Genomic DNA, 25708 nt, shown 5'->3' with positions numbered 1-25708 from the left:
CGCGGCGCAGCGCCATGAACGCCATGCTTGCAGGGTGGCAGCGCGGGATGCGTTACGTTGCCGCACTGGCTGCCCTATCGCTGGCGTCTGGGTGTGCCAGTGTGGATCGCAACGCGCATGCCGATGCGTTGGCCGGACCGGCGGGACTGCACCGGGAAGTGCTGACGGCGGGCGATTTCCGCCTTGCCGTGTTCTCGCGCATTACCCGCCCCGACAAGCCTCTGCGCATCTACATCGAAGGCGATGGATTGGCCTGGGTTTCGCGCAGTGAGCCATCGCTGGACCCCACGCCGGTCGCGGCAACGGGGCTGGCGCTCGCTGCCGCGGATTCGTCCGCGAAGGCCGCCGACAACGTCGCCTATCTGGCGCGACCCTGCCAATTTACGCCGATGCAGGACAATCCCCGTTGCGCCGTCGCGTATTGGACCGGCAAGCGGTTCGCCCCCGAAGTGATCGATTCAATGAACGCGGCAGTCGATCAACTCGTGGCCCGTACCCCTGGGCAGCCCGTGGAGCTTGTCGGCTACTCGGGCGGTGGCGCCATTGCCGTGCTGATCGCTGCGCGCCGCCACGACGTCGCCGCGCTGCGCACGGTCGCGGGCAACCTCGACACCGAGTATATCAATCGGCTGCATCACGTCTCGCCGATGCCGGCGTCTCGTAATCCTATCGACGTGGCGCGGCGAATCGCAGGCATTGCGCAGATCCATTTCAGCAGCGCGCAGGATACGATCGTGCCGCCGGACGTCGCGCGGCGCTTCGCGGCGGCGGCGGGGGGATCCTGTGTGACGACGGTCACGGTGCGCGGGGTCGCGCACGATGGCGATTGGGCGCAACATTGGCGTGAACTGCTCGCACAAGTGCCGGTTTGCCGAGACCGCTAGCGGGTTGCGGATGGCCTGACGCCCGTCACCGGTGTCAGCTTTCGCGCACCAATGCGGCGATTGCCTCGACGAGTGTGACGCCGCCACGCAGCGCGTGTTTGCCGTCGTCGCGGAAGCGGAAGTCGCCGTTGTTGAATCCGTCGAGCATCTGGATACGTGGCAGCGGGTTGCGCATACCTTGCGCGCGAAAAAGGGGATCCCAGCCCGCTCGGGGCACCGCCTCGGCGCAGACGTCGCGAACGAGCGTACGGGCGAGTGCGGCGGCGATGTCGTCGGGCGAGTAACGCTCGGGGCCTTCGATTTCCCAGATTGGGTTGTCGCTGAACGGCGCCTGCATGGCGCGCGCCGCGAAATGGGCGACGTCGCTCACCGAGACCATCGGAAGCGCCCGATCCACCGGCTGCAAATAGCTCGGCAGCTCCCCGCGTTCGCGAGCGGGCTCGATGTCCCACGCGAAGTTCTCCATCAGCCAGGCCGGGCGCAGGAACGTCACCGGCAGCGATAACGACAGCATCGCCGCCTCGAACAAGCGCAGCGCGGTGAGCAGGCTGGGCATTTCGCAGTCGGCGCCGATGCTCGACAGGCACACCACGCGTTTCGGGCGAGTGGCGGCCAGCGCTTGCCGAATCGCGTCGATCAGGCGCCGCGCATGCGAGAAGTCCGGCTCGGGGTCTGCGTTCGGTGGGAGCATCACGAACACGGCTTCGCTGCCGCGAAACGCGTGGGTGAGGGCGTCGACATCGTCGTTTTCCGCGACGGCAATCTCACCGCCCAGTGCGGCCCATCGGCTCGATTTGACGGCATCGGGGACGACGACCCGCAACGGTAGACCTGCCTTGAGAAGGTCATGTCCCAGCACGCTGCCCACTCGCCCCGTGATGCCCATTACGGTGTACATGGTCACACCTCACACGCAGTAACGTTGCCGTAAAAGTAACACGGGAACCGGCGGCGCATAAATCGCAGGCGTGACGGCCCGACAACGGTGACGGGCCGTCACGTTGTTCTAGGGCATAAGCTTGGGTCGTTTGCCGGGCCCGGGGGAATGGATCACCCGACAGGGGCTGATGAACTTGTCGCTGGCGACGGCCGCCTGCGCAAAGGTCTCGAAGTAGATCGCGTGGTCGGCATTTGCCACGTGCGCTCGTTCAATTTCTTCCGCCGACGCGTTCCATGCGAGCCCCAGATACTCGCCATGGTCGTGGAACCAGACGACATAGCCCTTTCTCGACAGCGGTTTCGGCAGGTCCGGTGCTCCGCTCGTCCCGAATCGCCTCGTCATGCCTGCACCTCGGGATTTCACGTTCTCATCGTTCGAATCGCGCATGGGTTGCTCCCAGAAGTTGCCCCCACCGATGTGGGGGACGCTTCCATCATCCCAGCCGTGAAATCACTTGAGTTTCAGCAACGTCCGAATTGTCGGCTCGGGACGTCGCCATGCGAAAGCCTCGACGTATTTCCCAAATCGATGCGTGGGGGCGGTTGGCGCTTCGCAAGCCTCAATAGCGGTATCCCAGTGTGAGCATCACCGAGCGATCGTCGCCCAGTGCCACGGCGTTGCTCAGACCTCCTGTGTAGTAATGCTTGTTGAAGATGTTCTTCAGATTCAGCGCGGCGTGCCAGCTCGGTGCCGTGTAGCGCACGCCCACGTCGCTGACCACGAAGCCCGGAATCGTGTAGCCATACGCATAGAGGTTGCTCTGACCACGTACACCCCCGTTGATCTCCCAGCGCCGCAGTTCGCCCGGCAACCGGTAGCGTGCGAACAGGTTAAAACTGTGCCGTGGCACGTTGTTGATGCGCACGCCATTGGTCGACGGTGCCTGGCCGCCATCGTCGGCGATCACGGCCGACGTGTAGGCGTAGCCGCCGGTCACGCTCAACTGATTCGTCGGCGCGGTGTTGAAGCTGACTTCGACGCCGCGCGAATGCTCTTCGCCCACGGCAATGCTGTAGCCGTCGTTGTTCGGATCGCTCTCCAGCACGTTGCGGCGGCGCAGGTCGAATGCCGCGAGCGTCACACTCGTGTGGCCCTTCTGGAGGTCGAACTTCACCCCCGCTTCCCACTGCTTGCCGGTTTCAGGATCGAAGGCGTTGCCGCTTACGTCCGCGCCGCTGTTCGGGTAGAACGAGGTCGCGTAGCTCACATAAGGGCGCACGCCGGGGAACAGCTCGTACATCAGCGCAAGCGAGCCCGTGGTGGCGTTCGACGGGTTGCCGCTCGTGGTGTCGGTCAGCTTGTTGAGTACGTTGCTCGACGCACTGTCGTAGCGCATGCCCGCCAGCACGCGCCAGCGCTGGCCGAGTGCGATCTGATCGCGCGCGTAGACGCCCAGATCGCGGATCGTAGTGTACGCGCGCGTTCGTGGCGTGGATGGGCATGTGATGGCTCCCGTGTAGACCGGGGCGTACATGTTGATCGAACCGACCGAGCACGTGGTGGTGGTCACGTCCTCGCGCCCGCGCATGTAGTCCATGCCGACGGTGATCTCGTGGCGGCCGAACGCGGTGTCAAAGGTCTTCTGCGCGTTATTGTCCAGCGAGAGCGTGTCGCCGGACCATTGCGAATCGGTGGCCGTGCGGCTCAGCGTGTAGCCGTTCGAGGCGACCTTTCCATTGGCGACGAGCTGACCGCCCAGCGCGAACTGTTGCCAGCGAGCATTCTGGTTCACGGTCCAGCCCGAGTCGAAATGGTGGGCGAAGCGGTAGCCGATACGTGCCTCGTGCCCCGAGTAGGGCCGCTCACCGGGCTCGCCCGTGAAGGTACTGCGCGACAGGCTGCCGTTCTTGTTCGGGATCAGCGTGCCGGACCACGGCAGGCCTTGCTGGCGGAGGTAGTTGCGTTCCTGATAGCTCGTCAGGATCGTCAATTCCGTGCGCGGACCGAGATCAAGCGATAGCGACGGCGCGATATAACGATTGCGCGACCAGACATAGTCGGTGGCGTCGTGGCTGTTCGTCGCCAGGGCGTTGATGCGAAATGCGGCCTTGCCGTTCTCCGAGAGCGGCGTACCCATGTCGACGGTGCTCTGGTAGAAGCCGTGACTGCCCACGGTGGCATCGACGTTGGCGAACGTGTCGGCTTCCGGCCGCTTGCTGACCATGTTGACCATGCCGCCCGGCAGCACGAGTCCGGAAAGCAACGTAGCCGGTCCCTTGATCACTTCGATCTGTTGCAGTCCGAAGGTTTCTTCGGCGAAGCGGTTATTGATGGCCGTGCGCAGGCCGTCGAGATACACGGAATCCGACGCCGTTTGGCCGCGAATGATGAAGTCGTCCCAGCCCCGTCTGCCGTACGTGCCCGAGATCACCCCGGGCACGTCGTGCAGCGCGTCGTTGAGCGTCTGGACCTGTTGCGCGTCCATCAAATCGCGCGTGACGACACTGATCGATTGCGGCGTCTCGCTCAAAGGCACCGACGACTTCGTGACCTGAGCGGCGGCGGGCGCGTCGAACGCGGTGCGGGGCGCGCCGCTCGCACTGACAGACACTGCGGGCAGCGCAACGGTGCCAGATGCACTCACGGACGTGGCGTCGGGCGTGGCGGTGTCGGTGTTCGTTGCGCTCACGGCAGCCGAACTCGCCACGTCAGTAGACGTGGCCTGCGCGAAGGCGAGCGGCGACGCCGCGATGAAGACCAGCGGCAGTGCAGCGTAATTCTGGAGGCGGCGCATCGATAATAATAAAAATAGAAATGAGAATTATTATTAATTAAGTTGCGTATGCTACTACGGGTCGTCCTCGGTAATCAATGCGCGCTGAAATATTGCCCATGTCCCGAGTGCCGGCGCGGGGCGGGCTCATCCAACCGAGTGTGGAATCGTATCCGCCGATACGGCAGGGTGAACCAGCAGGATCTCAGCTAGCGGATGATCGTCTTGAATACGCGATTTCGGTCGACGGTCGCCGCGTCAGGCAGGCCATTGCCATCGTCGTTGGGGGGCACCGAATCCACATCCTCGAGAACGGGGCCGGTGTAACGTCCGCGGGGTCGGATCACCTTTCCGACCTTGAGCTGCTCCATGCTATGCGCAAGCAGGCCGACACTTCGTGCGGTGGCGAATAGGGCGAAGGCGGCGTCGCGAGGAAGCTTGAGTTGAGAAGCCAGAACGGCAAGCGCGACATCGATGTTCGGTTGAAGCCCCGTCAAACGGGTCACCTCCCCGATAAATGATGCCAGTTCTTCGGGGGGATCGAGGCGCTCCAGCAACGCCTGGGCGCGCGGGTCGCCTTCGGGATAGAGATGATGGCTGAACCCAGGGATCGGGAGGGCCGACTGCAAGTGATGGGCCACCACACTTTCCGCCCCTACTCGCTCTACATGATCGAACACGGCACGGACACGACCTGAAGCGTCGCCGTGCAACGGGCCTGAGAAGGCCGCCAGCCCGGTGAGCAGGCATCCCGGCAGCGATGCGCCGGTGGATGCCGTGATTCTTGCGGCAAAGGCCGAACTGGTTAGCTCGTGGTCGGCAACGAGTACCAGGGCTCTGCGAATGAGGTCGGTGCCTTCGCTTCCTTGCCCCCATCCAAGCGCCAGTCGTTCATGCGTGAGCGTCGCCTTTTCGCTGCATTTCGCACCAAACGCTTGGGAGACGAGCGCGACCAGGTGGCCCGCCTCGGTATGTAGTGCTCGGTCGGTTCGGCCGTGTGTCGAGTGACCATTCGCGGCAAGCGCGGCCAAGGACATGAAAGCGCACTGTCTGCCGCGCTCTTCCCACTGCAGCGGGGTTCGGTCAATGTCGAAGGCAATTGGCGATCGTGCGTTCCACAGGATGGCGGCAACGTCTTCGAGCGTCGATGCCTGTGACAGGCGAATGCTATCGCGCCCGCGGTAGTACGCGCGCCCTTTGGAAAACGTAGTGATTGCGCTGTGGATGCAAGGCTCGGCGCCGAATATCGTGCCTGCGGCAAGGGCGGCGCGTTTGCGGCCGACCTGCTTCTTTCGGCAAAGGATCGCGACGTCCTCTGCACGATACAAGCTCTTGCGCGGGTCGGCGGGGTCCGGCATGACGGCGATGTTGCCTCGGCTGACGTACGCGTAGATCGTCTGCGCTTGCACGCCCAACTGTCGGGCCGCTTCGGTCAACGTGATCCAGGTTCGCATGGAATAGGCGTTCGCTATAGGGCAGGGCGCTCAAAACGGGCAGCGGGACTCACTCGTTTCGAGTGAGTCCCGAGCGGGTGGCTCAATATTGACGTCTCTTCAAGTAAAAGTCATCTCGCTAGGCTTGCGCTCAAGGACTTCAATGAGGATCTCGCCCGGGGACTTCACAAAAAGTGCCCGGACGCCGGCACGGACCGACTTGATCGGCTCGACGATGTCGGCTTCGCAGGCCTTGAGGTGATTGAAGGCGACATCGAGATCATCGACGGTCACGCCGAAATGATCGATGCCTTGCGTGCGCGTGCCACCTGAGATTTCGGTCGTATGCGCGCCGGACAGTTGGGTGATGAATAAGTTGATGGACCCGATGCGAAGATCCACACGCCCCGGACGTCGAACGACTTCCGCATTCAGGCACCGGGCAAACCACGCTGCCGTGGCTTCAGCGTCTGCCGAGCGTAGCTGAAGGTGATCCCATTTGAATTCAATCATGTCGTTCGTGCGATAGGTGGGGGCGTTCAAAGCTCGATTCTGGAGAGCTTGCCGAGGAGAACGGAATACGAGAACGTACCGAGCAGGCAGATAGCGCCCATCAGATTCAGTGCCCAGTAAAACTGTCCCGTGCGTTGTATGACGTAACCGATCATCAGCGGCGTCGTCACGGCAGCAATGTTGGCGGCGAGGCTCGTGATACTGCTGGTGAGACCGACATACTGGCGCGGCGCGATCTCGGAGACGGCGGCCCAGGACATCGAGCCGACACCTTGCGCGAAGAAGGCGATGGTCAGAATGGCGATGACCATCGCGTTGGATTCGACAAAGTTCACCAGGACGATGGACGAGCCGAGCAGCGTTCCGATGACCAGCGGCGCTTTGCGTGCGGCGGAGAGGGAGACGCCACGGCGAATGAAGAAGTCCGAGAGACAACCGGCGACGAGAATGCCGAGCGTCGCGCCCAGGAAGGGGAGTGCCTGAAAGATCCCAACCTTGATCATCGACATATGGCGCGCCTCGGCCAGATACGTCATGAACCACGTGGTGAAAAAGACCAGAATCGTGTTGTTGCAGAACTTGCCGAGGCAAATGGCCAGGATCTGGCGATACCCGAGCAGTTTGAGTGCCATGCGCCAGTTGAATTTTTCCCGCGACTTCTGCGCGGACGGGGTGCGCGATTCGTTGATGTAGTCGAGTTCGGCCTTGTTCACCCAGCGATGTCGCGAGGGATCCCGGTAGGCACAGAACCAGATCACGCTGAAAAGAATGCCGAAGCCGCCCGTCACGAAGAACACGGAACGCCATCCCGCGGCGGCCGATATCCACAGCAGAAGGCCCGTAAAAATGGGCGTTCCGATGTACTGTCCCATGACGTAGACGCTGGTCGCGAATCCGCGCTCCTGCGTGGGAAACCAAAGCGTTACCGCGCGTGCATTCGATGGAAACGCGGGGGCCTCGAGCGCACCCATCGTCAGGCGAGAGCCAAGCAACATGTGATAGCCATTGGCCAGCCCCTGCGTGAGCGTCGCGAGCGACCATCCCACCAGCGACAGCGCATAGGCGATGCGTGAGCCGAGCACGTCGGCAAGGATGCCGCTGGGCAGCAAGGCGAGGGAGTACGCGAGACCGAATGCGGCGAACAGCTCGCCCATCTGCATCTTGTTCAATGCGAGGTCTTTCGAAAGGCTTGGGGCGACGATGCCGAGGGCGGATCGGTCGACGTAGTTAAGAATTGTCGCGATCAGCAACATCGACAGCACGACGTATCTGACCTTCGATGGTCTTGCCGTGATATCGCGTGATGCCGTATCGAGTGCTGACAGGTGTTGTTCCTCTGCAAATTTCATCGATGTCTCCTGATCGGTGGCCTGCCCGTTGCTTTTTATGTGGGGCGGGCGAGGGGGTTATCCGCGGCCTACGAAAGGCATGGTGGTGGCCATGAGGGTCATGTTGAGGACGTTGGCTTCGAGCGGGAGGCTGGCGATGTGAACGACAGCGTTCGCGACATGAGCGACGTCGATTCGAGCTTCCGGGGCCACGCTGCCGTCGGCCTGAAGCACGCCACGTGTCATTCGCTCCGTGAGCGACGTTGCCGCATTGCCGATATCGATCTGGCTGCAGGCGATGCGATAGGGGCGCCCGTCCAGCGCCAACGATTTGGTGATGCCCGACACGGCGTGCTTGGTGGCGGTGTAGGCGATGGTGTTGGGGCGGGGGGAGTGCGCCGAGATGGATCCGTTGTTGATGATTCGCCCGCCTTGCGGCGTTTGGTTCTTCATGATGCGCCAGGCCGCTCTCGCACACAGGAACACACCCGTCAGGTTGGTGGCGACGACGTCGTTCCAGAAGTCGAGCGGGTATTCGTCCAGCGGCACTGCGCCGGCGTTGCGTCCGGCGTTGTTGAAGAGGACGTCCAGACGTCCGAATTCGCGAAGGATTTGCGCAAATGCCGCGTCCACGGAGCGTTCATCGGCGACATCGGCCGCCACGACATACGCGTTGCCGCCTGCGTCATCGATGGCCGCTTGGGTTTCCTGAAGGGGCGCATCCCGGCGTCCGATCAGCGCGACGGTGAATCCGGATGCGGCAAACGCGATGGCGGCCGCTCGACCGATGCCGGAACCGGCACCCGTGACGGCGGCGAACTGCTTCGAAGTCGACATGACATTACCTTTTCTCAGTGGGTCACGAACCGAGAATGGCATCGGCCGCGTCGGCCGGGCAATCTTGATTCGTTCAATCAACATCTGGAAGCGCACCCAGTCGGTGGCGTGTCAGGGTTTTCCTGATGAGCGAAAGGTGGAGGGCATCCCATGGTGGGATGCGACCGAAGGGCGCGCGTGGGCGGCGGTCATAGGTTGATTGATTCAATCAACATTGACCTTGGGCTGGCGGGTTTCGTAGTCTTTGTGCGACCGTCTACTTGGAGAAAAGATCATGTCGGAAAGCACGCGCACCCAACTGTTGATCGCGCGAAAAGTGCCGCAAGCCGTGGCGAGCCGCGCAGTGTCGGAATTCAACGCCTACGTGACCGAATCGGATATGGATGCATGGGCGGTGGTGGAATTCTGCAAGGCGCGCGAGGTGCCAGCGGTTCTGGTCGGGAAGAAATCTGGCTTGCAGGAAGCGCACATTGCGGCGTTGCCATCCACGGTGAAGATCATTGCCAATGCCAGCGCGGGCGTTGATCACATGAACGTGGCGTTCGCCCGCGAGCGAGGCATTGTCGTGACGAACGCGCCCGATGCCTTGACCGAATGCACGGCGGACTTCGCGATGTTGCTGGTGCTGGCGGCCAGTCGGCGTGCGGCGGAATACGAAAAAATCATGCGCGCCGGTTGGGGGGAATCGTTCGGCATGACGGACATGCTGGGCACGCGCGTCAACGGGAAAACGATTGGCATCGTGGGTTTCGGACGTATCGGGCGAGCGGTCGCAAAGCGCGCGCAGGCGTTTGGCATGAAGGTGGCCTACACCGACATTCAGCGGGCATCGCCGGCGCTGGAGAACGGGGCGGTGTTTTATCCAAGCCTCACGGAACTGCTTCCGCATTGCCAGGTGCTCTCGCTGCATGTTCCCGGTGGCGGATCGTCGCTCATGACGAAGGCGCAGTTCGATCTCATGCCGAAGGGGGCCGTATTTGTGAATGCGGCGCGTGGCGATCTGGTAGATGAAGATGCGCTTTACGGCGCATTGACGTCGGGGCACCTTTTCGGCGCGGGCCTCGACGTGTATCGAAATGAGCCCAATGTCGATGCCCGCTTCGCATCGCTGGACAACGTATTTCTTACGCCTCACATGGCGAGCGCGACGAAAGAGACGCGCGACCAGATGGGGTTCACCGCGTTGGACAATGTGGCGGCTGTGCTAGCGGGGCGTAACGTACTAAACCCGGTCTGATGGGGTTTGCCTTCGCAAGACGCTCATATGGCGTTTGCCCCGACGTGTGGCGGCGAAGCGGCGTAGCGGCGTAGCAGGGATGACGCCTGGCATTTTCAACGCCGCGGCAGGCCGGTGACGGTGAACTGACCCCGTAAAGTTGGACGGGGAAGTGATGGCGGTAAGGGCCGGGTTCTGTACCGCACGGAACTTAGCCCTTCTGGCTGGCTCGAGCCTGATGCGGCCGTGATCGTAGTCGTGGATGCCGTGGGCAAAGGCGGGGCGGATCTAGACGCCCCTTTCGGGTCGCGGGTCATGCGGCGAATTTCAGATCGCCGGTGCCGTTGGTGCTTCCCAGAATCGCTTGTCGAATGGCCGATTCTGAAGGATAGCGCCTGACGTCAAATCGCACGAGGCGCACATTGACTGCCTTCAACACGTCCTCCTTCTTTGCGTCCCGCGCTCGTTGTTGCTTTCCCTCATGCGACGGGTCATCCAGCTCAACTGCGGCAGCGATTGAAAAGTCAGGGGTGCAGACGAGGAAGTCCACCGATAGTTGCGCGATTCGGTTGAAGTGCGAATGGCTTTTGCCGCGCTTGGTTCGGACGATTCGCTTGATATCGACCTGTGCCAGAACGATGTGTCCGGGCAAGCTGTTGACCAACAGCCGATAGAACGCTTGCTCGGTTTTCGTGAGCGGTTTCACGGCGTAGTACGCGGTCGAGTCGATGGCGATGCCCGCCCTGCGTTTGCGCGGTCGAACCGTCTCCAACATCAGCACCATGACAACAAGCAGGGCAAGGGAAAGCAATGCCAACCCCATACGAAACCTCCGAAGTTCACGGATACGTGGGGGGCACTTTTTGATTTTTCCTGCGGGAAACCTTTGCGCCGGATGCCATCGATGGACGGCGAGCTTGTCCCGCGCATTGTAGTCTTACAGCCCTACGCAAGTAGTGCGCATATGCCACCTCCATCGACGTGAGTGGCACAACTGTGGCATCGAATGATGTTGAAATTCGTGCCTTAGGGTCGTGGGTTCACCGTGATTCCCTCGGCCCGTCTTCGTTTCGCCTCTTATACGTCACAAACGTTTTCGCAGCGCGTCGAAACGTTTCGAGTGTCGACGCATAGGCTCGGATATTCGGAAGTTGCTGAAACGCAAGGTTTGGCACTCCTGCGATGATGAAGTCAGTCGTTAGCGCGGCTGAATTTATTCACATGTCAGGAGATTTTGATGAGTGATTCAAACAAGAGCGGCGGGAAGGACGAAGAAATCGGCGGTCAAGGCGATGGCGGGTTCGACCTCCCCAAGTCGTTGACGCGCGAGGGGCATGTTGTCTGGTTCCACGAATACAAGAAGTACCTCGGTTACGCGTGGGACGAGCGAGCAGGAGAAATCAGGCGAGCGCATGTGTCCGACCCCGAGCACGCGATTTACTTTGAGACGTTCGCAGAAGCGATGGTGGCGACGGATACGTTGATGGGCCCGCACGTCATTATTCACGCGGCGAGGCGGGGTGAGAAACCGCGATTGGTGAGATAGATTGGGTTGCGGCCCATCCAATGCGGTGGGCCGTTATCGGCAAATTCTGGATTCACCCTCGCGCCTTGCTACGCCGCAGCACGCCAGCCGTGTAATCGGCGACCGGATCCAGTTCTACAACCATCGGCGGCCGCGCCACGCGCTGAAGATGATGACCCCGGCCGAGGCCTTTGCTTTAGCCGCCTGACCTGAGCAGGTTCTGCTGGGTCATTCCACCAAGGCTGGAACCGATAAAGCGGAGGCGACCGGGGGCATTCGTCAAGCGCAAAAGCAGTTGGGGCACAGGCCGCTTGCGATGACCGAACACTACGTGCGTGACCGACTGGGCGACAAGGTTGAACCGACCCAATAACCGGTTTTGCGGAGCCAAATACGAATTGTGGAGCAGGGCAGAAAAGGGCGGAATCGCCGAATGCCTTGAAATCACTGTGGTGCCCAGGGCCGGAATCGAACCGGCACGCCTTGCGGCGGGGGATTTTGAGTCTTGCGGGGATTCTCAGTAAATCAAGACGTTATGCATGAAACGTGTTCCGCAATTATCAGTTTATCGACAGGCTGGAAGCCTTATGCGACAAGGGCTCGCGAAAATTTGCGGAACAGTTTCAGCGCGTCGGTTTGACCAGTTTCCCGGCCCTATGGCGCACGTATTTCCGGGTCATCGCCTCAGATGAGTGCCCCAACTGATCCCGCGCCGCGCCGATGCCCTCTGCCATGTCCTTTTCCGTCGCCGCCTTCGCACGAAGATCACGGAACTGGAAAGCAGATTTCTCGATCCCGGCCTCTGCGCGGGCGTCATCAAACATCGTTCGGAGCGCGCGCGCACTGAGCGGCCGCCCGTTGGCCTCGCAGACTAGCGCCAAGGCTCTGACTTTGCTTGCGGTCTTGCGAGCCTTGATTCGCTCGATCACATCGCTCAACTGACCCTCGATTGAGATGCGTACCGGCGTGCCAGTTTTATCTTGGCGCAACCACAGCGCGCCATCCTTGATATCGGCTTCCGTCAGCTTTAGTGCATCCGACGGTCGCTGCCCAGTCAGGAACGCTAGATCCATCGCGTCGCGCAGAGGTTGAGCTGCAGCGTCGTATACGCGGCGGAACAACTCATCATCGACGTACACGTCCCGCCCAGTCTCTCGATAGCCTTTGATGCCGGCGCAAGGGTTGGGGGCGTCTGTGTAGCCCCATTCCCGGGCCTTGTTCCACATATGGCTGAACAGGGCTTTCTCGCGGTTTGCGCGAACATTGCCGCCGAGTGGGGGAATCTTCACAGGCGCCACGCCGTCCTTGGCCCGCTGTTCGTTGATCCGCTTCGCCTTGATCTGGCCCCACTGTGGGCGCCAATCCATATATTGGCGCAAATGCAGCGGTTTGATCTCGGCCAATGGCGCGCCGGCAAAGAACTCCCGAAGCGGTTCAAGCTCGCGTAGGTTATCGCGTTGGGTTCCTGGTTTCTTCGTGGGGATGACTTCGCGTTCGTACCGCTTTGCCATGTCATCGAACAATCCGCCGACCGGCGCCTTAACGTCCTGAAGCAGCCGCGAGTATTCCGCGACCGCCAGCACGTAGTCTGACCCGAGTGGAATTTCCACGCGCGGTCGACCGCCTCTGTCGAGGTAGTAAAAGACCTTCTGACCCCTCGGCCTGGCTCGCATACCGACGGGCAGGTTCAAATTCTTCGACGGCTTGCGTCCCATCATGCAGTCCTCAGAACGCGCGGCGCCCATCCTGCTGCCTGCTGTGGGGCAGCGCGATCGCCGCTCAGAGCGGCCCGCGTCACGACCGGCCAGCCAGCAGCGTTGACGAAGAATGGCACGCGTTGAAGTCGCAGCGTGTCAATCTGCCGCTGTCGGCTATGCGCACCAGTTAACTCCTTCACCTCTTGCCGAGTCAAGAACGTATCACTCATTGCTCAACTCCCAATCTTTCGCGGTCACCCGCAGAATCTTTTCCAGTGCTTCGGCCGTGGCCGGTGGTGCCTGCTCTATCACTCTTTCCTCAAACGCATGTTTGGTTTGGCCGGGTATTCCTTAGCCTTCCGGCAATTTGGCGCGCGTAGACTGTGCTGACCGTGTCGCAATGTCGTGCCCCCGCTCCACGGATTCATGGCCCATCCATCGTGATGGGCTTTTTTTGTGGCCGGGTGGGTGGTCATTTCAGGACGTGACGCCGGATCCCGGTGATACCAGACGGCAGGCCAGAGCGCTGCCCGTTCTCGTCAGTTTGCTCGAGGAATGGGGCAGCGCTCTGGCCGGTCACCTTGAGATAGTCGACTTCGACTTTGGCTGTGTCGACCAGGACGCGAGCGACGTCCGCAACAGCGCGGGCCCGTTCGATCTCCATAGGATTATCCCGGCTACGAAGGTCTGCCAAGGTGTCGAGAAGCGCCTGACGAACGGTCGAGATGTTGTTGCTCATGATTGGCTTTCCTTTGCCTCTCGGGCAATGCGGTTGACGTGTCGTGTGATCGCCCCCTTGAGCTGCACCAAGCCGGCCAACTCTGGCGAGTGCGATCGCGGATGGTTACGCCGGGCGAGGTCTGCACGACTTACCAGCTCGAGGGCGTCGAGGGTGATCGCATCTAGATCGGCCGATCTCCGGCCAGGTAGAAAGCAAATAACGTGTCCGGACGGCACCGGCCCATGTGCCTCTTCCCACACCAGGCGATGTACGGCCACCCAGCGGCGTGCCGGTACCGGGTGGTCGTCGGTGACTTTGCGCTCGAGGTAACCGTCTTTGCTGACGCGGTGCGATCCGATTGGCACGTAGTTGTGCTGAGCGGCGCCGTGCATCTCGCCCTTCTTGAACTGCGTTCGACGGCTGTTCGGGTGAGTGCCACAAATCCCGAGCACGCCCTTATTCCAGGACGTCTGGCCCTTCACAAACCGGCTCGACTTGCCGCGCGTACCGTCGGTTCGTCCTGACTCAGCGCTGACGAAGAACTCAGCACTCTTCTTCACGCCAAGCCGTGCTGCGGTGCAGTAGATCTGCGACACGGGGCGCCCAAGTAGCAGCGCGACGTCCGCTGCGGTCCTATCCGGGTAGAGCTTGGTGAGCAACGCTTTTTCTTCGTCGCTCCACGGCTTGTGCGCGGTCATGCAACCTCCCGGCAGTCGCCCAGAATGATCTCGTTCTGTCTCATGAGCGGTCCTTTGCGTCGACGCGTTCAGCGCAGCGCATGCCGAGTGCGAAGCCCAGCCACATCGTGTCAGTGTCCGGCGTCATGTAGTGCGAAAACTCACCGTTGACCTGCATAATGCCGAGCGGGGTGTTGTCCTTGAACATGGGCGTGCTGGTGATAGACGCCTCGAACAACCGGCGCATTTCGGCAACGGTGATCTTGCCGGGAAGATCCTTTACTCTCAGCATCACTCACCCCCTTTGCCGGACTGATTGGCGGCAATGGCGGCGGCCATCTGCCGCGTGCGTTCCTGCTTGCATTTCTGCTCGGCGACGTATGCATCGCGACCAAACAACGCATAGGGGCCGTCTTCGGTGTCGTACACGGCGAGCAGGTGCCAGCCATCGCCCTCGGGCGGCGTAGGCGTCCAGTAGTGGCAGTCGGCCTCACCAGCTTCGCCGTATCGATCTGCCGCCTCAGAATCGTCCACTTCCATCGACACGAACACCGCTTCAATGCGCAGCGCCGTCAGCAACTTCCCATAGTTGACGTCTTCGTCGGCGTCTGGCATTGCCGGGTGCCAGTACCAGCCTTCGGCATCGCGAGTCACCGGGCGGCCGTCGAACAGTTTGTCGCGCAGTCCTTCGAGGTTTGCGGCTTCCCCGCCATCCGCCGACAGCGCGGCGCGTCGTTTGAGTTCTTCGATTGCTTCGAGGATGGCGTCCACGCCACCGGCATCTTCTTCCGGTAGGTCGAGCGCAAGGTGAACGGCGGCAATGTCGGCGCAGGCGCTGTCTAGCGCGTGGCGCTCAGAAAGCTCAAGGGGCTCGTCCCCGCACACCTTCGCATCCAGCAGTTTCTTGAGACGTTTAATCTCAGCATTGCCCGCAAGGTGTTCGGCTTTCCAATGCTCAGCAGTGCGGCGAGCTTGGTCACGTGCCTCACAAAGTCGGCGCAGTTCTGCGCTGTCGCGGTGGTGCTGCTCGATCAGGCCATCCCCGCCCACCTTCGCGGGAGACGCCAGCGGTTCTATCTGATCGCCCATCGCAGCGTTGTCACAGCACTCGCCGCAACCACGCGAGCAAAGATTCCAACTCTGCTTCCCGCCGATATTCCACTTCCGCCAGTACGCGCCGCATACCTTGCAGCGATGCGTCGGTAGCGATCCGGGGATGGCTGCAGTGTTATCGCGACGTTCCAGCACTGCAACGCGCGCACGCAGGCGCTCGATTTCGTCGGCGGCGAGTCCGGTATAAACGCCGTCCATCATGCGCAGTGTCGGTACGATGTCGTGATTGCTGTCCATTATTTTTGCTCCTTCACAAGGGATGCGTTCAAGGTTTTCACGATGGACAGGCAAGTATTGAAGCCGCGTGCAAAGGCTTCCGAAACATCATGTTCGAGGGGTATGGATTCGCTCGGCAATCGCAGTGCATCGCACTCGTTCACCTTCGCGGGAGACGTGAGGGCGGAGAGTTCGCGGAACAAATGGCATTCGGCATCGAAGGCGGACTCGCACTCGGCACCCAGCGAGGAATAGTTTTTCTCCAACCATTTGTTGAGCACAACACAGGTCAAGTCCCACGGGATGACTCGGCCGCCCACCTGCTGCGCATCTGCGGCGCGCTCTCCGCCATTCACGGGCGCGGCGCGGCCAGTCATGCGAGCCTCAATGGCTGCCCACGTTGGTTCGTACTCGGGCCAGTCGTTTTCGACAACGACACAATCAACCAGTGGCGATGTTCCCCCGGATGCGAAAATACGACGTAAAACCATTTGAAGTTCATGTCGTGTCGAGTCGTCGAGCTTGCTGATCTTGAAGACGATATAACGTTCTTCACGTTCGAATTTATTGGTCATTTCGATTGCTCCGTTGCCGACAGCGCGGCGCGGGCTTGCCAGCCTTCCCATGCGCATCGTGCGCCGAAGTTTTCGTACTTATTCTTGAATTCTGCGTCACGGCGCAGGTTGTATTTCTTCGCGATTATCGGGTGAGCCTCAAACGCATCCCGCTCATCCCCGCCCACCTTCGCGGGAGACTCGATTTTTTCGACGATTTCCACGCTCGGCTTGTACATTTCGAGCGATTCGGTCCAATCGGCGTGCGTCAGATTCTTTTCCGCTTGGCCGTCCTGCCACTCGACCTCAAGGCCAAGTGCCTTGCACATAATCTCGATCTCGCCACACAGGGCGGACTTTCCCGATCCGATACGGCCGGACACAGTGATGGTGACTTTGCTCATTATTTTTGCTCCTTCGCGTAAGACCTGATGGCGGCGCGAGCCTTGTCAAATGCTTGGGCGCAGAGGTCCATGCGAGCGTAAAAATCGACGGCGTGATCCTTCTCGCGGGCATCCCACTCGATCATTGCCTCCACAGCCTCCAGCAGTTCCGTGTTGATGGCGTTGGATTGCTCGCCGCCATTCACGCTCTCGGAAAACAGTCGCCGAAACTCGTAATCCGTCAACTCAACGGTCGTTATGACGGCGTCGTCGTCCAACGCTTCAGGAATCATGAGGGCGGCGCACACGCGCTTACGGAACGCGCCGCCATTCACGGGCGCGGCGTCACCTGCCAATGGACGACAGGAAAGGCGAGAATGCAGCGTCTCCGCATCTTTACGCACTGAAGCCAACATTTCTGTCGTCCAAATTGCCGACGGAGCGTCAGTCGCCTCTTGCCCTGCGCTCTGTGCGGCTGGCGTGGGGGCGCGAGTGTTCCAAAGTTGTCGCGCATCGGCAGCGGCTTCCGAGTCCGATTTGCTGTCATAGACGGGCCGCATTGAGGAATCACAGTCCCCACAATCGATGCTGCATATCCAGTGAACCGCATCGGTTTGAGTCACATCGGTGGTGAGGGACGTTCCGCCGCAGAATGGGCACGGCTTCAGCGTCGCATCAAACGTCACGGTCTTGAGGTCAGGCATTCTTGTTCTCCTTGCTCCGATAGGCTTTCGTGAGGGCGGCGCTGACTGCATGGCCGCGCCGTCGAACGACGTTGGCGATTTCCGCCCGGTGCTTATGACTGGCTGGCGACTGCCGCAGTAGCCCGAAATAGCTGTTCGTCGCCTGGTAGACGTCTTCATGCGGCATTTCGATCAGGCGCGCTGCAGCTTGGCGCCGCGTGCGAGGTCGGATGGTTCGGTTCCACGGCTTCAGGAAGTGACCGACAAAGTCGATTCCCCGATCAACCGGCTGGAGAATCGTTTTCGTCGGGTTAAGGTGAGCGTGCAGCCGGTCAGGAAGAAACGCGTTGATACGGTCATGCGCGTCGTTGAGCCACTGCGGAGACTCGTGCAGAAGCACGAAATCATCGACGTATCGGACATACCTTGGCGCGCGAATCTGGTGCTTCACGAACTGGTCGAGCGCGTCGAGGTAGACGTTCGCGAAGAATTGGCTCGAAAGGTTGCCGATGGGAAGACCCAAGTGCGCGGGCTGCTCCATGAGGCGCTTGTGCTTAGGCACTTTGGCAAGCAGTTCGGGGCGGCAACGCATGTCGACGTTCTCGCGCGGGTCATGCCATAACACCAGCTTGGTCAGTAGGCGCCACCATCGGGAGGGAATCTTCGCCATCACCTGACGATGCAGAACTCGCTTGTCGATGCTGACGAAGAAGTTCGCAAGATCGCATTTCAGGTAAAAGGCGTCCTTCGACCAATTCTGCGTACAACTTCGCACCTGACTTTCCAGCCGTTTCCCCGCATACAAGGTGCCCCGGCCCGGAATGCAAGCACATGAGTCCGACACAAATGATGCGTAGAAGGGCGGTGAGATACGGTTGTAGAGCAGGTGATGGACGATTCGATCTCGGAAGTCTGCCGCCCACACTTCCCGTGGTTTCGGCCTCGTGATGACAAAGCAGATCGACTTGCCGGGGCGATACGAACCGTCCATCAGGTCGTCGTACAGATCCCTGAGATTGCGTTCGAGATTCACTTCGAATGCAAGGGCATTCCCGGAGTTGCGCTTTGTTCGCCGACAGTCGAAGTAGGCATCGACCAGTTCGGCGAACGTAAAACCGTCGTTCTCTACTGAATCCCAATCTGCGGACGGCCACCGCGCGCAACCGGTTGTTCTGGTTGTTGTAGTTCTGGTTACCATTGTTGAAGTTCTGATACCAGGCGAAGCCGTAGAAGTCGCGCTATCCACGTCGCCCAGCCGAAGGCGAACCGATCAGCCGGGAAACTGCGCTAGACCAGACGCGGCTGCTGCCGCCGGTATCTGTTGTGCGCCTGTCGGTGCCCTCGTGAGGCAGCGGCGTGACCAGATTGAAAATGGCGCTCAGTCGCGTAGGCCTTGACCTTAGCGAGGCGGGCGCTTTGCGGAACTGCTTTTCCAGCCGTTGGCCTGCTTACCGATGCTCGTTGTTTGCTCGATAGCGCCGGCATAAGCGGGCCGTGATATGAGCCGCTTATCCATCCCGAGCCGTAACAGCAACTCGATCACCTGAAGCCTCTCCAGCAACTCGGTCAGATGCGGAGCCTTGTCCGTTGCGACGTTGGCCCGGAACACCAACACCATGATCTCGATGCATTCCGCGCTGATCTTTTCGCCGATGGAGCGCTTGAAATCGCGCGGCATGTTCTTGACCATGTCGGTGACGTTATCGAGCAGCGAATATGCCGCCCGATAAATGGGCAATTGTGTGTGCTGGGCCACGGCTCAAATGATCAAATAACTGAAGGAATAAATCTGCGGACGGCCACCGCGCGCAACCGGTAGTCCTGGCTGAGGCAGTACTGGTAACCATAGAGGAAGTCCTGACACCAGGCGAAGCCGTTTTCGCTCTCCTCGCCAGACCAATACCAATTAGCCGAGAATTCACCCTTGAGGTTGGCAAAGAGCAGGGACTGTTCTTGGCGCGTCGGCAGTTCGCCGCCCTTGCTCAAGGCCCATGCACGTGCGCCGGCGAAATCGACGTCTTCGATCTCGCCGGCGAGCTTGATGAGGTAGTGACTGAGCGTCCCGTCCCCGTTCAGCACAGCCCCGGCAAAGCGTTCTCCGACTGCGAGCGGGATGACCGTATCGTGGATGCGAATCTCGGTTCCCTTCGCCTGCTCCTTGAGCCGCTCAATCAACTGACCGAGTTCGGTGTGTTTTGCCTCGATGGCTTCAAGCGTGATCGTCATTGCGATGCTCCGTTGAAATGGGTGAATGACTTAATTTTTGAATCTGCGGACGGCCACCGCGCGCAACCGGGTGGTCTGGTAGTTGTACTTCTGGAGACCATTGTCGAAGCCCTGATACCAGGCGAAGCCGTCACCGGCATCCTCGTTGCTCCAGTAGGCGGCCTCCTCGAACAGATCCTTGTGCTTCGCGTAGGCGATCGCTTGCTCGGGGCGCGTCATCAGATCAGCGCCGAGGGACTTGGCCCAGCCCATCTGCTCTTGCCATTCGGCGCGCTCGTTGTTGATCGCGACGATGGCAACGTGTTCGACGTCACCGTTTGCGTCAACGAAGCCGCAAAGGTAGGTTTCGCCCTCATTGAGCGGCGGGATTACGACCTGAGTCATGTGTTTCTCCTGTTAGTGGTTGATCCCAGCTATTCACCGCTCGGAGAGCAGCTACGGCCGCCGGGGAGCCTCGGGAATTTACGCGGAGTGCTTCCTGTCGCCAGGCTGTTTGATGTAGTCGCGCCAGAGAACCCAGCCACGAGGCGTATGGAAGCCCCAGTTGCGCTGCCACGGCCCCATGATGAAAAGAGACCAGGCTTCGCCGCCGTCGGGGATTTCGAGGCGGTGACGGTCTGTGGCACGGCGGAACACGATCGAGCCGGGGCCGCGCCAGACGCGGCGATATCCGCGCAAGAGCATCGTTTCCGGCCGGGAATCCCACTTGGCAGGCTGCTCCTGCTCAGTCGGCATGATTTCCCAGTAACCGCCGAGCAGCACGATGGAGATGCTCCACCAAGGGTGATCGTGCAGATCGCGGCCAGCGTCGCTGCGCAGGGTGTTGTGCACTCGAGCACCCCATGAGGTGTCGCGGCGCCCGTCCCCGGCGGCGCTGGCGTCGTGCCCGCGCGGCTTCTTGACCCACCAACGGCGCATGTAGCCGCATAGATCGAAGTAGGGCGTGCGCTGGGCGTAGGCGATGATCGCCCGCGCGACGATCTTGGGCATCCAGATTCGCATGTCAGGCTCCGGCGGTGGATGTGGTTGGTGCACTGGCGGCGCTGATATCGGAATGGGCCGCGAGCAACTCGCGCAGTGCTTTTGCGCTGACCGTCACGGGAAAGTCAGTTTCGCTATTGGCGATTGCCTCTCGGTCCGCGTCGGGCAGGGCCGAGACGAAGGTGCCAATGCGCTCGACGTATGTCGTAACGGCCTTGCGTGAGTAGGACTTGCCTTTGATCGATCCGGCTGTGACCTTCGTTTTGCCGCCCGCCGATGCCTTCTCAAGCTCGCCAGACAGGAAGGCCCCAGCCTGCTCGCCGTGCTGGCGTACCGCGTCAGCCGCGACCGATGCTGACGCCTTGCCAGAGAACACCAGGCGATGGACGTCAGAGTTGGCCCCAGCCAGCAAGAGCATCTTGCCGACCCACTGAGGTGAGACGTGATCGGCCTCGGCAATGCGCGGGTTGTCCCAACCGAAGCGCGCAAGGCGCTGGTAGCCGAAAGCCTTTTCAAGCGGGTGCAGTTGCCGATTCTTGTTGCTCGACAGGATCCGAACGGTCCGGTCCGCATCGTTTCCGTCGAAGGCGTCGATACGGACCATCAACTCGCCAGATTTGTCGCGCAGCGGCGCGCCAGCGGAATCGGCGCGGCCGATGGCGGCATAGCGGCGATGACCGTCGACAAGCCAGACGCCACCCTCGGCGCGGGGCCGGACCTCAAGGGCCGGGTATTGGCCGCCGGCCATGATATGGCGAAACAGGCTTTCGTCATCCTCCCTGGCAGCTTCGAGCGCTTCGCCTTCGAGAAGGTCGAGCGACGCACGAAGATTGAAACCGGGTTCGACGTGGATATCCTCGTAGCGGATCTTCATTGCGTCCGCGCGCCGGATTTCCTTTTCGTTGATCTTTTGCTTGAAGGATGGGACAGCGGTCATTTCTTTCCTCGTTCGCGGTCGGCATCGTCGCGCCGCTGGGTGTCGAATTTGATATAGAAGGCGAGAGCGGCGAGCAGGATGGGTGAATGCTTTTCGAGGGCATCGCGCAAAGCCTGCTTTGCTTCGATTTCGTCGTAGTAGCGTGGCGAACCGGGGCGAGCGGGAAGTGTTGGCCGCGCGTGACGGTCGTTCATGAGGGGGCGCAGCGTCTTCCAGGCCCGTTCCGCTGCCGCTCGTTTCGCGGCATTGCTCATACGCCAGACGTCCACCTCACGTAGAGGCAGGAGACGAGCAGAAGAGCCCAGATCGTCCAGGCGGCGCCGCGGTGATGGCGAATCCATCGGTCTGCGCTGTTGACGGTCCGGATGAGAAATCGATCAAGCACGGCGCACCTCAGACGGAGGCATCGCGATACCCGAGTCGGTACGCGAGGTCATTCGACTGGCAGGGCGTGCCGCGCATGGCGTCGCGCCAGCCCGTCTGGTATTGGCGAATCTCTGCTGCAAACATGGGAATCCTCCGGCGAGGTAGGAAAGCCCCGGCAGAACACCGGGGCGTGCGGCTTTAACCATGTCCGCCATGGGTCTGTGAGCGGTCAGGCTCGCTCCACTACAGCACTCAGCCGATCAAAGCAGGAGGCCAAGCGCACTGCGATCACATGCGAGGATGTCGCGAAGCTTGTTCAAGGTATTCCCCCCCCCCCCACTTACGGAGGGGAAATTTGAAACGCGCGCCAACTCGGTTTCGGCGCGGTCACGCCACGCGGCGGATTTCGTCGCGTCTGCTGTGGCGACCCACTTGGGCACGTGCCGGCAAGCGGCTTGAATCTGCGCGCGAACCGTTTTGATCTCATCCACGACTTTCGTTTTGGCGAGATGGATCTCCAGCGCCTTCTTGGTCGCTGCCATGTGTCTATCCGATAGATGGGGGCGCAAGACCAGCATGGCGCGCAGGAGGATGGGGAGGGTGGCCGGCGCTGATCCCCGGCTTTCTGGCTTGCTGTCTGTCTCAACGCCCTACCGAGCGCTCGGTGCCAGCCGAGGGCCACTCGCGCATCAGCCTGCGCATTCACCCTCAAGAGAGCAGACCCTTCCAGCTACCGGGGGACGGTTACGGGCTATTTAACGTCGCTGCGCCGACGCGGGTCTGCTCACTTGAAGGTGCCGCACTCTGGCGGCCGTCACGCCTACGTCATCGGGGGCGTTCCCTCGCCGGGGAGGTGTAGGGATCAGACGGCCGGTTGCGCGACGGCGCGAACGAGCGCCATGATTCCGGTTTGAATGTCCGTCTTGCCTATGGCTGCCCACCGTGTGGGCTCGGCCGCTGCAAATCGCCGGAACTCGTCACATTCATCCGAGCCGCCGGTGTATTCGTCGTATGGGCGCCCCTCAAACGATTTTCCGTCCATCGAGCGACGGGCATCGGCGCGCTTAGTCTCCGCCTGCGTCGACAGGAAGCCCGCAAGTTCGGATTGCAGCGCGAGTAGCTCTGCGCCCTTGGCCTTAATGCGGTTCATCAGGTCGATCTCTTCTGCGGACAGTTCGCGATAGCCGGTGATCTTGCGATGCTGGTTTTCCATTTGAAGCCTCCTCGTGTATATGGCGCGGCTCTCGGAAGAAAGCCGCCTCAGATACAGATCACGCAGTCCCCCGGCTACACCCGGTCTAGCCGGCTCCGGGGTCTCCTGCGTTTTGTGTCGATTACCTCGCCATCGACACGATGTGTGGGCGCCGCGGTGAACTGCGGAAGCCAGTCGGGCCAGCCGACCAACCATTTCCGCGTTTCCAACCTACTCATCCACGCGTGTGGGAGATGTGTGCGCATGGCGGCGCTATGGCCGCGTGACACCTTTTATCCGCCGAATTTTTAGAGAGCACCCGAGAGGTCGGGCGCGCAGCGAAGAGTGCTGCGTTGGAGTGAAATATAGACAAACCGATAAATTGAGTCAATAGATTTTCCGATATTTTTTGTGATGGCGCTTCCGGGCGGCGTCGAATGTCCTAAACTGGTCGATCAACCGGAGGCAGTCATGACCCCAGAAGACGTGTTGACGATATTTGAGCGCTTGAACGTGGAAGAGCGGACGGTGCCGCTGGATGAGGCGATAGCCGGATTCGCCGGCTGGCTGGCGGGTCGGTGGGATCAGATGGAGGGGGACGATATGGCGACCCTGACGTCAGTCGGGGCGGCGCTATACAAGGAAGGGCTGACGAAGCGGATTGTGAGGGCGCTGGAATGACAAAACCCGCCGAAGCGGGTTGGGACGGTCGCAAAAAGCCCGTGTGGGCAGCCAGATAGTTCAGGCGGCTGCCAGTCGGTGTCGGACCTTCCAATGAATCTCGGATCGATCGTCAACGCCGGCCACCATGTCATTGGCGGCATTCATCAGCCGGCCCAGGTCGGCCTTGGGCACATCATCTAGACTGGACACGACCACCAGCGAATCAAACTTCTTGCCTACGGATCGCAGATGCTGCAGCGTAATGGTAGAAAGTCGCGCTTTGTTCGAGCTGTCGACCCCGAAAATCAAGAAGTCTCTATCGTGAGGTAGGGCGATTCGATAGTCGACGATATACGATGATGCGCTGGCGAGGTCGTCGTAGACAAAATCACGTTCGACTTTGCGATCATCCGACGCCTCTCTTATGATGGTTGCCAAGTCATCTAGGAACGTGTCAGTGACGCGACGGCGATTCCACTGGGGCAAGTCAAGGATACGCGCCACCGCTTGGGCGGTATTAAAAAGCCCTTCCGCGAACTTGTTCGAGGGGACGTCGGAATAGAGGGCGCCTTGCTCGGATTGCTCAACAGCGCAGTCCCTCAGGATCTGCTCGTAGACCTTGCCGCGGGCGCTACGATCTAGGTCCGACAACTCTATCTCATAAGATAGACGCATCCTGGTCGAGCCATGGTCGGTGATCCGGTAACCGCCTGCATGAGACAGGGCGTAGAGCGTGATGTGATCACCATCGCGTCCGACCATAGGAAGTGCCAGCCGCAGGCCATTGGGGGTCTGTTGCTTCAGTATGCCGCCGCAAATCTGCGCGCACAGCACGTCATCAATGGTTTCGGCTAAATCAGACATCCTTGTCCCGGAAGGTCTTCCAGTCCTGAAATATTATAGTCTTCTACCATGGTCGCGAGCGCGCCGGCAAGCGTACTATAGCGATCCGTCTCTTCGGCGTACTTGTCCGGCTTTGCGCTTGCGCCGTACCGCTCGGTAGCCACGTGGATATGACAGACGAAGGCGAATTGCGTGCCTTCGATGGGGTTGCTGTGAGGATGGTCTGCGCCGTTGTATCTGGCTAGTGGAACCGCCGAGCCGTCACGTGCCAGCCAGACGATCCCGCACGAAAAATTGTCGGAAATGACAGCGTTTTGACGTTGATATATGCGGAAAACGTTTCCATCCGCATCCTCCACTTGCATTTCCGCCTGCCAATGGCTTTTTGCTTTGGACGATTCTTTCCATTTGGCGACTGGCGTTTTTTTGCTTGCTTTCAAAGTGAGAAGAAGCTCTTCCGTTATATTTGCCATCTGCTCAGCCTCTTTTTCCCCGCCTTCCATTTTCTCAGCGTTTTGCCGCCGTGCCGATGGAGAATTTCCATTTGCCTCAGGTCCTTTCGCAACTCTCTGGCCGCTCAATGATCTGCCATCGTCTTGTATTGCAGCTAGGCGGCCGTCGACTCGCTCAGATCCGCCTGACAATGCTTGCAGCGAATGGCTTCAACCTTGATTTCCTCTGCGCAGAACGGGCATATCTTCGTCAGGGGAGTGAGTGTGGGCTCGGCAGTCTCTACCGAAGGCCAGGTGGACCTTCGTCGCTTGGCATCGGCCTCAACAACCCATCCCTTGCTGAGATATTTCTTCTGCAGGATCCCTTGAATGGAAAATGCATAGCAGATGGACGCGACGGGGATGGTAACGAGAAAAAGAAAGCCTCCTGAGATGACCCCAAGGGGCACGACTACTGCAAGCCAGATGAAGACATGACCCCACAGCCCCTTCACGGCTAAATATAGAGGTCCCAGAAAGAACACCTCGAAGCACGCGTTATAGTCGACTTCCTCTATGTATCCATTTGCCGGATTTTTGAACCGTTGTGACATTGCGTTTCCCCATTGTTTCGTA

The 25708-nt window shown here is 60.5% G+C and carries 33 protein-coding genes; 4 read left to right on the top strand and 29 right to left on the bottom strand.

Features of this window, described 5'->3' with window-relative positions:
- Nucleotides 1-14 precede the first annotated feature (14 nt).
- The gene (locus PanNE5_RS01825) at nucleotides 15-884 is read left to right on the top strand and encodes a lysophospholipase (protein WP_261939118.1); all 870 of its coding nucleotides are present in this window, start codon (nucleotides 15-17) and stop codon (nucleotides 882-884) included.
- A gap of 34 nt (nucleotides 885-918) precedes the next feature.
- On the opposite strand, the gene PanNE5_RS01820 is transcribed toward PanNE5_RS01825, so the two are convergent.
- The 7 genes from PanNE5_RS01820 to PanNE5_RS01790 form a co-directional block, all read right to left on the bottom strand.
- Nucleotides 919-1782, bottom strand: coding sequence for an NAD(P)H-binding protein (locus PanNE5_RS01820; protein WP_017235341.1), 864 nt, complete (start codon nucleotides 1780-1782; stop codon nucleotides 919-921).
- 108 nt (nucleotides 1783-1890) lie between these two features.
- On the bottom strand, nucleotides 1891-2211 hold the full coding sequence (locus tag PanNE5_RS01815; protein WP_017235342.1) for a hypothetical protein: 321 nt from the start codon (nucleotides 2209-2211) through the stop codon (nucleotides 1891-1893).
- 172 nt (nucleotides 2212-2383) lie between these two features.
- The gene (locus PanNE5_RS01810; RefSeq protein ID WP_017235343.1) at nucleotides 2384-4558 is read right to left on the bottom strand and encodes a TonB-dependent siderophore receptor; all 2175 of its coding nucleotides are present in this window, start codon (nucleotides 4556-4558) and stop codon (nucleotides 2384-2386) included.
- 188 nt (nucleotides 4559-4746) lie between these two features.
- Entirely contained in the window at nucleotides 4747-5991 is a 1245-nt protein-coding gene (locus tag PanNE5_RS01805) for a citrate synthase (RefSeq protein ID WP_017235344.1), read from the bottom strand.
- A gap of 99 nt (nucleotides 5992-6090) precedes the next feature.
- Nucleotides 6091-6483 (bottom strand): VOC family protein, encoded by a 393-nt coding sequence (locus tag PanNE5_RS01800; protein WP_026132237.1) that lies wholly within the window; start codon nucleotides 6481-6483, stop codon nucleotides 6091-6093.
- Nucleotides 6484-6509: 26 nt separating this feature from the next.
- On the bottom strand, nucleotides 6510-7832 hold the full coding sequence (locus PanNE5_RS01795) for an MFS transporter (RefSeq protein WP_017235346.1): 1323 nt from the start codon (nucleotides 7830-7832) through the stop codon (nucleotides 6510-6512).
- A gap of 57 nt (nucleotides 7833-7889) precedes the next feature.
- The gene (locus PanNE5_RS01790) at nucleotides 7890-8648 is read right to left on the bottom strand and encodes an SDR family oxidoreductase (protein WP_026132238.1); all 759 of its coding nucleotides are present in this window, start codon (nucleotides 8646-8648) and stop codon (nucleotides 7890-7892) included.
- Nucleotides 8649-8922: 274 nt separating this feature from the next.
- On the opposite strand from PanNE5_RS01790, the gene PanNE5_RS01785 reads away from it, so the two are divergent.
- Nucleotides 8923-9885, top strand: a complete 963-nt coding sequence (locus tag PanNE5_RS01785) for a 2-hydroxyacid dehydrogenase (RefSeq protein WP_261939117.1) — start codon at nucleotides 8923-8925, stop codon at nucleotides 9883-9885.
- 292 nt (nucleotides 9886-10177) lie between these two features.
- Here PanNE5_RS01785 and PanNE5_RS01780 read toward each other — a convergent pair whose 3' ends face one another.
- Complete coding sequence (locus PanNE5_RS01780) at nucleotides 10178-10687, bottom strand: DUF2726 domain-containing protein (RefSeq protein WP_261939116.1); 510 nt, start codon at nucleotides 10685-10687, stop codon at nucleotides 10178-10180.
- A 414-nt stretch (nucleotides 10688-11101) separates the two neighbouring features.
- Between PanNE5_RS01780 and PanNE5_RS01775 the strand changes: the two genes are divergently transcribed.
- Entirely contained in the window at nucleotides 11102-11410 is a 309-nt protein-coding gene (locus PanNE5_RS01775; protein ID WP_150563156.1) for a hypothetical protein, read from the top strand.
- 602 nt (nucleotides 11411-12012) lie between these two features.
- Here PanNE5_RS01775 and PanNE5_RS01770 read toward each other — a convergent pair.
- The 18 genes from PanNE5_RS01770 to PanNE5_RS01685 all read right to left on the bottom strand — a co-directional run bounded on the left by PanNE5_RS01770 (nucleotide 12013) and on the right by PanNE5_RS01685 (nucleotide 23156).
- Nucleotides 12013-13107, bottom strand: coding sequence for a tyrosine-type recombinase/integrase (locus PanNE5_RS01770; RefSeq protein WP_261939115.1), 1095 nt, complete (start codon nucleotides 13105-13107; stop codon nucleotides 12013-12015).
- Entirely contained in the window at nucleotides 13104-13316 is a 213-nt protein-coding gene (locus PanNE5_RS01765) for a DUF4224 domain-containing protein (protein WP_261939114.1), read from the bottom strand. The genes PanNE5_RS01770 and PanNE5_RS01765 overlap by 4 nt, the downstream gene beginning before the upstream one ends.
- 242 nt (nucleotides 13317-13558) lie before the next feature.
- A complete protein-coding gene (locus tag PanNE5_RS01760) occupies nucleotides 13559-13825 on the bottom strand; it encodes a hypothetical protein (RefSeq protein WP_261939113.1) in 267 nt (88 codons plus the stop codon).
- The gene (locus PanNE5_RS01755) at nucleotides 13822-14505 is read right to left on the bottom strand and encodes an HNH endonuclease signature motif containing protein (RefSeq protein ID WP_261939112.1); all 684 of its coding nucleotides are present in this window, start codon (nucleotides 14503-14505) and stop codon (nucleotides 13822-13824) included. The genes PanNE5_RS01760 and PanNE5_RS01755 overlap by 4 nt, the downstream gene beginning before the upstream one ends.
- A 40-nt stretch (nucleotides 14506-14545) precedes the next feature.
- Nucleotides 14546-14776 carry a hypothetical protein gene (locus PanNE5_RS01750; RefSeq protein WP_261939111.1) on the bottom strand — a complete coding sequence of 77 codons (231 nt, stop codon included), beginning with the start codon at nucleotides 14774-14776 and terminating at the stop codon, nucleotides 14546-14548.
- A complete protein-coding gene (locus PanNE5_RS01745; RefSeq protein ID WP_261939110.1) occupies nucleotides 14776-15834 on the bottom strand; it encodes a hypothetical protein in 1059 nt (352 codons plus the stop codon). Before PanNE5_RS01745 ends, PanNE5_RS01750 begins: the two co-directional genes overlap by 1 nt.
- Entirely contained in the window at nucleotides 15834-16388 is a 555-nt protein-coding gene (locus tag PanNE5_RS01740) for a hypothetical protein (RefSeq protein ID WP_261939109.1), read from the bottom strand. The genes PanNE5_RS01745 and PanNE5_RS01740 overlap by 1 nt, the downstream gene beginning before the upstream one ends.
- Complete coding sequence (locus PanNE5_RS01735) at nucleotides 16385-16771, bottom strand: hypothetical protein (protein ID WP_261939108.1); 387 nt, start codon at nucleotides 16769-16771, stop codon at nucleotides 16385-16387. The genes PanNE5_RS01740 and PanNE5_RS01735 overlap by 4 nt, the downstream gene beginning before the upstream one ends.
- Nucleotides 16771-17454: a Lar family restriction alleviation protein gene (locus tag PanNE5_RS01730; protein ID WP_261939107.1), complete on the bottom strand. Its 684-nt coding sequence runs from the start codon at nucleotides 17452-17454 to the stop codon at nucleotides 16771-16773. The genes PanNE5_RS01735 and PanNE5_RS01730 overlap by 1 nt, the downstream gene beginning before the upstream one ends.
- Complete coding sequence (locus PanNE5_RS01725) at nucleotides 17447-18631, bottom strand: RNA-directed DNA polymerase (RefSeq protein WP_261939106.1); 1185 nt, start codon at nucleotides 18629-18631, stop codon at nucleotides 17447-17449. Before PanNE5_RS01725 ends, PanNE5_RS01730 begins: the two co-directional genes overlap by 8 nt.
- Before the next feature lie 201 nt (nucleotides 18632-18832).
- The gene (locus tag PanNE5_RS01720; protein WP_261939105.1) at nucleotides 18833-19189 is read right to left on the bottom strand and encodes a four helix bundle protein; all 357 of its coding nucleotides are present in this window, start codon (nucleotides 19187-19189) and stop codon (nucleotides 18833-18835) included.
- An 11-nt stretch (nucleotides 19190-19200) separates the two neighbouring features.
- Nucleotides 19201-19659 (bottom strand): DUF1566 domain-containing protein, encoded by a 459-nt coding sequence (locus tag PanNE5_RS01715; protein WP_261939104.1) that lies wholly within the window; start codon nucleotides 19657-19659, stop codon nucleotides 19201-19203.
- A gap of 30 nt (nucleotides 19660-19689) precedes the next feature.
- On the bottom strand, nucleotides 19690-20043 hold the full coding sequence (locus tag PanNE5_RS01710) for a DUF1566 domain-containing protein (RefSeq protein WP_261939103.1): 354 nt from the start codon (nucleotides 20041-20043) through the stop codon (nucleotides 19690-19692).
- Between the two features lie 78 nt (nucleotides 20044-20121).
- Nucleotides 20122-20661, bottom strand: coding sequence for a hypothetical protein (locus tag PanNE5_RS01705; RefSeq protein WP_261939102.1), 540 nt, complete (start codon nucleotides 20659-20661; stop codon nucleotides 20122-20124).
- Between the two features lies 1 nt (nucleotide 20662).
- Nucleotides 20663-21577 carry a ParB/RepB/Spo0J family partition protein gene (locus tag PanNE5_RS01700; protein WP_261939101.1) on the bottom strand — a complete coding sequence of 305 codons (915 nt, stop codon included), beginning with the start codon at nucleotides 21575-21577 and terminating at the stop codon, nucleotides 20663-20665.
- Nucleotides 21574-21831: a hypothetical protein gene (locus PanNE5_RS01695; RefSeq protein WP_261939100.1), complete on the bottom strand. Its 258-nt coding sequence runs from the start codon at nucleotides 21829-21831 to the stop codon at nucleotides 21574-21576. The genes PanNE5_RS01700 and PanNE5_RS01695 overlap by 4 nt, the downstream gene beginning before the upstream one ends.
- A gap of 372 nt (nucleotides 21832-22203) precedes the next feature.
- Complete coding sequence (locus PanNE5_RS01690; RefSeq protein ID WP_261939099.1) at nucleotides 22204-22485, bottom strand: hypothetical protein; 282 nt, start codon at nucleotides 22483-22485, stop codon at nucleotides 22204-22206.
- 320 nt (nucleotides 22486-22805) lie between these two features.
- Entirely contained in the window at nucleotides 22806-23156 is a 351-nt protein-coding gene (locus PanNE5_RS01685) for a hypothetical protein (protein WP_261939098.1), read from the bottom strand.
- A 450-nt stretch (nucleotides 23157-23606) separates the two neighbouring features.
- On the opposite strand from PanNE5_RS01685, the gene PanNE5_RS01680 reads away from it, so the two are divergent.
- The gene (locus PanNE5_RS01680; RefSeq protein ID WP_261939097.1) at nucleotides 23607-23816 is read left to right on the top strand and encodes a hypothetical protein; all 210 of its coding nucleotides are present in this window, start codon (nucleotides 23607-23609) and stop codon (nucleotides 23814-23816) included.
- A 60-nt stretch (nucleotides 23817-23876) separates the two neighbouring features.
- Here PanNE5_RS01680 and PanNE5_RS01675 read toward each other — a convergent pair whose 3' ends face one another.
- From PanNE5_RS01675 to PanNE5_RS01665, 3 genes are all read right to left on the bottom strand, one after another.
- Complete coding sequence (locus tag PanNE5_RS01675; protein ID WP_261939096.1) at nucleotides 23877-24662, bottom strand: DUF1828 domain-containing protein; 786 nt, start codon at nucleotides 24660-24662, stop codon at nucleotides 23877-23879.
- The gene (locus tag PanNE5_RS01670) at nucleotides 24650-25144 is read right to left on the bottom strand and encodes a hypothetical protein (RefSeq protein ID WP_261939095.1); all 495 of its coding nucleotides are present in this window, start codon (nucleotides 25142-25144) and stop codon (nucleotides 24650-24652) included. Before PanNE5_RS01670 ends, PanNE5_RS01675 begins: the two co-directional genes overlap by 13 nt.
- 104 nt (nucleotides 25145-25248) lie before the next feature.
- Nucleotides 25249-25686, bottom strand: coding sequence for a DUF2628 domain-containing protein (locus PanNE5_RS01665; RefSeq protein WP_261939094.1), 438 nt, complete (start codon nucleotides 25684-25686; stop codon nucleotides 25249-25251).
- Between the last annotated feature and the right edge of the window lie 22 nt (nucleotides 25687-25708).

This window comes from Pandoraea sp. NE5 (genome assembly GCF_024363545.1).
Taxonomy (GTDB): Bacteria; Pseudomonadota; Gammaproteobacteria; order Burkholderiales; family Burkholderiaceae; genus Pandoraea; species Pandoraea cepalis.
The sequence above is the reverse complement of the archived record's forward strand: the minus strand, read 5'-3'. Positions and strand labels throughout refer to the sequence as shown.

Excerpts from the sequence above, each read along its gene's own strand:
- PanNE5_RS01760 (WP_261939113.1), bottom strand. The coding sequence starts at position 13,825 with ATGAGCAACAACATCTCGACCGTTCGTCAGGCGCTTCTCGACACCTTG.
- PanNE5_RS01715 (WP_261939104.1), bottom strand. The coding sequence starts at position 19,659 with ATGACGATCACGCTTGAAGCCATCGAGGCAAAACACACCGAACTCGGT.
- PanNE5_RS01705 (WP_261939102.1), bottom strand. The coding sequence starts at position 20,661 with ATGCGAATCTGGATGCCCAAGATCGTCGCGCGGGCGATCATCGCCTAC.
- PanNE5_RS01790 (WP_026132238.1), bottom strand. The coding sequence starts at position 8,648 with ATGTCGACTTCGAAGCAGTTCGCCGCCGTCACGGGTGCCGGTTCCGGC.
- PanNE5_RS01675 (WP_261939096.1), bottom strand. The coding sequence starts at position 24,662 with ATGTCTGATTTAGCCGAAACCATTGATGACGTGCTGTGCGCGCAGATT.
- PanNE5_RS01730 (WP_261939107.1), bottom strand. The coding sequence starts at position 17,454 with ATGCCTGACCTCAAGACCGTGACGTTTGATGCGACGCTGAAGCCGTGC.
- PanNE5_RS01695 (WP_261939100.1), bottom strand. The coding sequence starts at position 21,831 with ATGAGCAATGCCGCGAAACGAGCGGCAGCGGAACGGGCCTGGAAGACG.
- PanNE5_RS01785 (WP_261939117.1), top strand. The coding sequence starts at position 8,923 with ATGTCGGAAAGCACGCGCACCCAACTGTTGATCGCGCGAAAAGTGCCG.
- PanNE5_RS01735 (WP_261939108.1), bottom strand. The coding sequence starts at position 16,771 with ATGAGCAAAGTCACCATCACTGTGTCCGGCCGTATCGGATCGGGAAAG.
- PanNE5_RS01825 (WP_261939118.1), top strand. The coding sequence starts at position 15 with ATGAACGCCATGCTTGCAGGGTGGCAGCGCGGGATGCGTTACGTTGCC.
- PanNE5_RS01665 (WP_261939094.1), bottom strand. The coding sequence starts at position 25,686 with ATGTCACAACGGTTCAAAAATCCGGCAAATGGATACATAGAGGAAGTC.
- PanNE5_RS01775 (WP_150563156.1), top strand. The coding sequence starts at position 11,102 with ATGAGTGATTCAAACAAGAGCGGCGGGAAGGACGAAGAAATCGGCGGT.
- PanNE5_RS01765 (WP_261939114.1), bottom strand. The coding sequence starts at position 13,316 with ATGAGTGATACGTTCTTGACTCGGCAAGAGGTGAAGGAGTTAACTGGT.
- PanNE5_RS01685 (WP_261939098.1), bottom strand. The coding sequence starts at position 23,156 with ATGGAAAACCAGCATCGCAAGATCACCGGCTATCGCGAACTGTCCGCA.
- PanNE5_RS01820 (WP_017235341.1), bottom strand. The coding sequence starts at position 1,782 with ATGTACACCGTAATGGGCATCACGGGGCGAGTGGGCAGCGTGCTGGGA.
- PanNE5_RS01750 (WP_261939111.1), bottom strand. The coding sequence starts at position 14,776 with ATGCTGAGAGTAAAGGATCTTCCCGGCAAGATCACCGTTGCCGAAATG.
- PanNE5_RS01710 (WP_261939103.1), bottom strand. The coding sequence starts at position 20,043 with ATGACTCAGGTCGTAATCCCGCCGCTCAATGAGGGCGAAACCTACCTT.
- PanNE5_RS01805 (WP_017235344.1), bottom strand. The coding sequence starts at position 5,991 with ATGCGAACCTGGATCACGTTGACCGAAGCGGCCCGACAGTTGGGCGTG.
- PanNE5_RS01800 (WP_026132237.1), bottom strand. The coding sequence starts at position 6,483 with ATGATTGAATTCAAATGGGATCACCTTCAGCTACGCTCGGCAGACGCT.
- PanNE5_RS01770 (WP_261939115.1), bottom strand. The coding sequence starts at position 13,107 with ATGATGGGACGCAAGCCGTCGAAGAATTTGAACCTGCCCGTCGGTATG.
- PanNE5_RS01725 (WP_261939106.1), bottom strand. The coding sequence starts at position 18,631 with ATGGTAACCAGAACTACAACAACCAGAACAACCGGTTGCGCGCGGTGG.
- PanNE5_RS01740 (WP_261939109.1), bottom strand. The coding sequence starts at position 16,388 with ATGACCAATAAATTCGAACGTGAAGAACGTTATATCGTCTTCAAGATC.
- PanNE5_RS01680 (WP_261939097.1), top strand. The coding sequence starts at position 23,607 with ATGACCCCAGAAGACGTGTTGACGATATTTGAGCGCTTGAACGTGGAA.
- PanNE5_RS01815 (WP_017235342.1), bottom strand. The coding sequence starts at position 2,211 with ATGCGCGATTCGAACGATGAGAACGTGAAATCCCGAGGTGCAGGCATG.
- PanNE5_RS01745 (WP_261939110.1), bottom strand. The coding sequence starts at position 15,834 with ATGGACAGCAATCACGACATCGTACCGACACTGCGCATGATGGACGGC.
- PanNE5_RS01780 (WP_261939116.1), bottom strand. The coding sequence starts at position 10,687 with ATGGGGTTGGCATTGCTTTCCCTTGCCCTGCTTGTTGTCATGGTGCTG.
- PanNE5_RS01810 (WP_017235343.1), bottom strand. The coding sequence starts at position 4,558 with ATGCGCCGCCTCCAGAATTACGCTGCACTGCCGCTGGTCTTCATCGCG.
- PanNE5_RS01795 (WP_017235346.1), bottom strand. The coding sequence starts at position 7,832 with ATGAAATTTGCAGAGGAACAACACCTGTCAGCACTCGATACGGCATCA.
- PanNE5_RS01755 (WP_261939112.1), bottom strand. The coding sequence starts at position 14,505 with ATGACCGCGCACAAGCCGTGGAGCGACGAAGAAAAAGCGTTGCTCACC.
- PanNE5_RS01690 (WP_261939099.1), bottom strand. The coding sequence starts at position 22,485 with ATGGCAGCGACCAAGAAGGCGCTGGAGATCCATCTCGCCAAAACGAAA.
- PanNE5_RS01700 (WP_261939101.1), bottom strand. The coding sequence starts at position 21,577 with ATGACCGCTGTCCCATCCTTCAAGCAAAAGATCAACGAAAAGGAAATC.
- PanNE5_RS01670 (WP_261939095.1), bottom strand. The coding sequence starts at position 25,144 with ATGGAAGGCGGGGAAAAAGAGGCTGAGCAGATGGCAAATATAACGGAA.